This window comes from Pseudarthrobacter sp. CC4, from assembly GCF_048957775.1.
Taxonomy (GTDB): Bacteria; Actinomycetota; Actinomycetes; order Actinomycetales; family Micrococcaceae; genus Arthrobacter.
Genome location: NZ_JARCCZ010000057.1, coordinates 1 through 5451, shown reverse-complemented (window position 1 = coordinate 5451; position 5451 = coordinate 1). Strand labels below are relative to the sequence as shown.

Genomic DNA, 5451 nt, shown 5'->3' with positions numbered 1-5451 from the left:
TGTGTCTGTTGTTTGAGAACTCAATAGTGTGCCAAGTTTGTTGATACCAATTGTTTTAGTGATTGGTTGAATTGACCGGGTCATCCGCCCCTGTGGGTGGTCTGGTTTTTACAGCTGGTTTCAAATTTTGTGCAGCCTTTTTGTCCCGTTTTCCCGGGGCTGGGGGTTGTGTCTGTTTTACTTCAACGGAGAGTTTGATCCTGGCTCAGGATGAACGCTGGCGGCGTGCTTAACACATGCAAGTCGAACGATGAACCTCACTTGTGGGGTGATTAGTGGCGAACGGGTGAGTAACACGTGAGTAACCTGCCCTTAACTCTGGGATAAGCCTGGGAAACTGGGTCTAATACCGGATATGACTCCTCATCGCATGGTGGGGGGTGGAAAGCTTTTTGTGGTTTTGGATGGACTCGCGGCCTATCAGCTTGTTGGTGAGGTAATGGCTTACCAAGGCGACGACGGGTAGCCGGCCTGAGAGGGTGACCGGCCACACTGGGACTGAGACACGGCCCAGACTCCTACGGGAGGCAGCAGTGGGGAATATTGCACAATGGGCGCAAGCCTGATGCAGCGACGCCGCGTGAGGGATGACGGCCTTCGGGTTGTAAACCTCTTTCAGTAGGGAAGAAGCGAAAGTGACGGTACCTGCAGAAGAAGCGCCGGCTAACTACGTGCCAGCAGCCGCGGTAATACGTAGGGCGCAAGCGTTATCCGGAATTATTGGGCGTAAAGAGCTCGTAGGCGGTTTGTCGCGTCTGCCGTGAAAGTCCGGGGCTCAACTCCGGATCTGCGGTGGGTACGGGCAGACTAGAGTGATGTAGGGGAGACTGGAATTCCTGGTGTAGCGGTGAAATGCGCAGATATCAGGAGGAACACCGATGGCGAAGGCAGGTCTCTGGGCATTAACTGACGCTGAGGAGCGAAAGCATGGGGAGCGAACAGGATTAGATACCCTGGTAGTCCATGCCGTAAACGTTGGGCACTAGGTGTGGGGGACATTCCACGTTTTCCGCGCCGTAGCTAACGCATTAAGTGCCCCGCCTGGGGAGTACGGCCGCAAGGCTAAAACTCAAAGGAATTGACGGGGGCCCGCACAAGCGGCGGAGCATGCGGATTAATTCGATGCAACGCGAAGAACCTTACCAAGGCTTGACATGAACCGGTAATACCTGGAGACAGGTGCCCCGCTTGCGGTCGGTTTACAGGTGGTGCATGGTTGTCGTCAGCTCGTGTCGTGAGATGTTGGGTTAAGTCCCGCAACGAGCGCAACCCTCGTTCTATGTTGCCAGCACGTGATGGTGGGGACTCATAGGAGACTGCCGGGGTCAACTCGGAGGAAGGTGGGGACGACGTCAAATCATCATGCCCCTTATGTCTTGGGCTTCACGCATGCTACAATGGCCGGTACAAAGGGTTGCGATACTGTGAGGTGGAGCTAATCCCAAAAAGCCGGTCTCAGTTCGGATTGGGGTCTGCAACTCGACCCCATGAAGTCGGAGTCGCTAGTAATCGCAGATCAGCAACGCTGCGGTGAATACGTTCCCGGGCCTTGTACACACCGCCCGTCAAGTCACGAAAGTTGGTAACACCCGAAGCCGGTGGCCTAACCCCTTGTGGGAGGGAGCTGTCGAAGGTGGGACTGGCGATTGGGACTAAGTCGTAACAAGGTAGCCGTACCGGAAGGTGCGGCTGGATCACCTCCTTTCTAAGGAGCACCTACAGATTGTTCGTGCCGTGTATGCGGTGCGGGGGGTTTGTCAGGAGTACAGCCCGTTGCGCAGACGCAAGTTCTGCGGCGGGTGCTCAAGGGTGGAATATCAACGAATAGCGGCTGCCGGTTCTTTCCGGTGCTTAGTACGGTTCCTCTTTGCGGGGTTCCTGGAAGGGTGCTGGTGGGTGCGGGTGGTTTCGTGTTTGGCACACTGTTGGGTCCTGAGGCAACAGGGCTGTGGTTCCGTCCCGTGTGGGGCGGGGTTGCGGGTTTGTTTGTTTCTGGTTTCCTGGCTGCACCGATCATGCATGTTGTGTGTGTGGGGTGTGTGGTTTGGGGTTGTTGTTTGAGAACTACATAGTGGACGCGAGCATCTTTTATAAGAAGCAATTTCCAAGAATATGAACCTGGATCTGTTGTGCTGTCTTTCGGGATGGTGCAGTGGTTTTCATGGTTCTCTCGAAAATTAGCGTTTTTGATCTTTTGTGGTCAAGTTTTTAAGAGCACACGGTGGATGCCTTGGCATTAGGAGCCGAAGAAGGACGTAGGAATCTGCGATAAGCCTGGGGGAGTCGATAACCGGACTGTGATCCCAGGGTGTCCGAATGGGGAAACCCCGCCGAGCGCGCGAGTGACTCGGTGACCCGCATCTGAACACATAGGGTGCGTGGAGGGAACGCGGGGAAGTGAAACATCTCAGTACCCGCAGGAAGAGAAAACAATAGTGATTCCGTTAGTAGTGGCGAGCGAACGCGGATCAGGCTAAACCGTTCCATGTGTGATAGCCGGCGGGCGTTGCATGGTCGGGGTTGTGGGACTTTCCATACCAGTTCTGCCGGGCTGGTGGGGTGTGATGTGCAGGCATAGGTGAACGGTCTTGAAAGGCCGGCCAGAGAGGGTGTTAGCCCCGTAACCGTAATGTTGTGTACCGCCTGTGAGAGTATCCCAAGTAGTACGGGGCCCGAGAAATCCCGTGCGAATCTGTCAGGACCACCTGATAAGCCTAAATACTCCCTAATGACCGATAGCGGACCAGTACCGTGAGGGAAAGGTGAAAAGTACCCCGGGAGGGGAGTGAAACAGTACCTGAAACCGTGTGCTTACAATCCGTCGGAGCCAGTCTGATTCTGGTGACGGCGTGCCTTTTGAAGAATGAGCCTGCGAGTTAGTGTTACGTCGCGAGGTTAACCCGTGTGGGGCAGCCGTAGCGAAAGCGAGTCTGAATAGGGCGTTGCAGTGGCGTGATCTAGACCCGAAGCGAAGTGATCTACCCATGGCCAGGTTGAAGCGACGGTAAGACGTCGTGGAGGACCGAACCCACTTCAGTTGAAAATGGAGGGGATGAGCTGTGGGTAGGGGTGAAAGGCCAATCAAACTTCGTGATAGCTGGTTCTCCCCGAAATGCATTTAGGTGCAGCGTTGCGTGTTTCTTGCTGGAGGTAGAGCTACTGGATGGCTAATGGGCCCTACAAGGTTACTGACGTCAGCCAAACTCCGAATGCCGGTAAGTGAGAGCGCAGCAGTGAGACTGTGGGGGATAAGCTTCATAGTCGAGAGGGAAACAGCCCAGACCACCAACTAAGGCCCCTAAGCGTGTGCTAAGTGGGAAAGGATGTGGAGTTGCGAAGACAACCAGGAGGTTGGCTTAGAAGCAGCCATCCTTAAAAGAGTGCGTAATAGCTCACTGGTCAAGTGATTCCGCGCCGACAATGTAGCGGGGCTCAAGTACACCGCCGAAGTTGTGGCATTCAAATATTAGCTAAGCCCTTGTGGTTCAGGCGTTTGGATGGGTAGGGGAGCGTCGTGTGGGCGGTGAAGTCGCGGTGTAAACCAGCGGTGGAGCCTACACGAGTGAGAATGCAGGCATGAGTAGCGAAAGACGGGTGAGAAACCCGTCCGCCGAATGATCAAGGGTTCCAGGGTCAAGCTAATCTGCCCTGGGTAAGTCGGGACCTAAGGCGAGGCCGACAGGCGTAGTCGATGGACAACGGGTTGATATTCCCGTACCGGCGAAAAACCGCCCATGCTGAACAGGGGATACTAACTGCCCGAGACCTGCCTGACACCCCTTGTGGGTGAAGGGTTTTGGTGGAGCGCAGGACCTGATCCTGGGAGGCAAGCGTATTAACAGGTGTGACGCAGGAAGGTAGCCGAGCCGGGCGATGGTTGTCCCGGTCTAAGGATGTAGGGCGAACGGTAGGCAAATCCGCTGTTCATGATGCCTGAGATCTGATGGGACCCCCGTTTGGGGGGATTCGGTGATCCTATGCTGCCGAGAAAAGCATCGACGCGAGGTTTTAGCCGCCCGTACCCCAAACCGACACAGGTGATCAGGTAGAGAATACTAAGGCGATCGAGAGAATTATGGTTAAGGAACTCGGCAAAATGCCCCCGTAACTTCGGGAGAAGGGGGGCCCCAACCTTGAACACCACTTGCTGGTGGGAGGGGATCGGGGCCGCAGAGACCAGGGGGAAGCGACTGTTTACTAAAAACACAGGTCCGTGCGAAGTCGCAAGACGATGTATACGGACTGACTCCTGCCCGGTGCTGGAAGGTTAAGAGGACCGGTTAGCCGCAAGGCGAAGCTGAGAATTTAAGCCCCAGTAAACGGCGGTGGTAACTATAACCATCCTAAGGTAGCGAAATTCCTTGTCGGGTAAGTTCCGACCTGCACGAATGGAGTAACGACTTCCCCGCTGTCTCAACCATAAACTCGGCGAAATTGCAGTACGAGTAAAGATGCTCGTTACGCGCAGCAGGACGGAAAGACCCCGAGACCTTTACTATAGTTTGGTATTGGTGTTCGGAGTGGCTTGTGTAGGATAGGTGGGAGACGTTGAAGCCCGGACGCCAGTTCGGGTGGAGTCATCGTTGAAATACCACTCTGGTCACTTTGGACATCTAACTTCGGCCCGTAATCCGGGTCAGGGACAGTGCCTGATGGGTAGTTTAACTGGGGCGGTTGCCTCCTAAAAAGTAACGGAGGCGCCCAAAGGTTCCCTCAGCCTGGTTGGCAATCAGGTGTCGAGTGTAAGTGCACAAGGGAGCTTGACTGTGAGAGAGACATCTCGAGCAGGGACGAAAGTCGGGACTAGTGATCCGGCGGTACATTGTGGAATGGCCGTCGCTCAACGGATAAAAGGTACCTCGGGGATAACAGGCTGATCTTGCCCAAGAGTCCATATCGACGGCATGGTTTGGCACCTCGATGTCGGCTCGTCGCATCCTGGGGCTGGAGTAGGTCCCAAGGGTTGGGCTGTTCGCCCATTAAAGCGGTACGCGAGCTGGGTTTAGAACGTCGTGAGACAGTTCGGTCCCTATCCGCTGCGCGCGCAGGAAATTTGAGAAGGGCTGTCCTTAGTACGAGAGGACCGGGACGGACGAACCTCTGGTGTGTCAGTTGTACTGCCAAGTGCACCGCTGATTAGCTACGTTCGGATGGGATAACCGCTGAAAGCATCTAAGCGGGAAGCTCGCTTCAAGATGAGATTTCCATACACCTCGTGTGTGAGAGGCCCCCAGCCAGACCACTGGGTTGATAGGCCGGATGTGGAAGCGAGGACTAACGACTCGTGAAGCTGACCGGTACTAATAGGCCGATAACTTACACCACACACCACACCCGTGAAACCGGTTCAAAAGCGGTTCCACACCAGGGTTGGTAAAAAGATAACAAGACTGCTTGCGTCCACTATGTGGTTCCCGAACAACAAACCATTTGTTGCAGGGAACACCAACT

At 54.9% G+C, this 5451-nt stretch carries 2 rRNA genes; both read left to right on the top strand.

Annotated features, from left to right (window positions below):
• Positions 1–182: 182 nt before the first annotated feature.
• Positions 183–1705 (top strand): 16S ribosomal RNA (locus PV768_RS21655).
• A gap of 493 nt (positions 1706–2198) precedes the next feature.
• A 23S ribosomal RNA gene (locus PV768_RS21650) occupies positions 2199–5325 on the top strand.
• The 16S and 23S rRNA genes sit together here, the layout of an rRNA operon.
• Positions 5326–5451 lie beyond the last annotated feature (126 nt).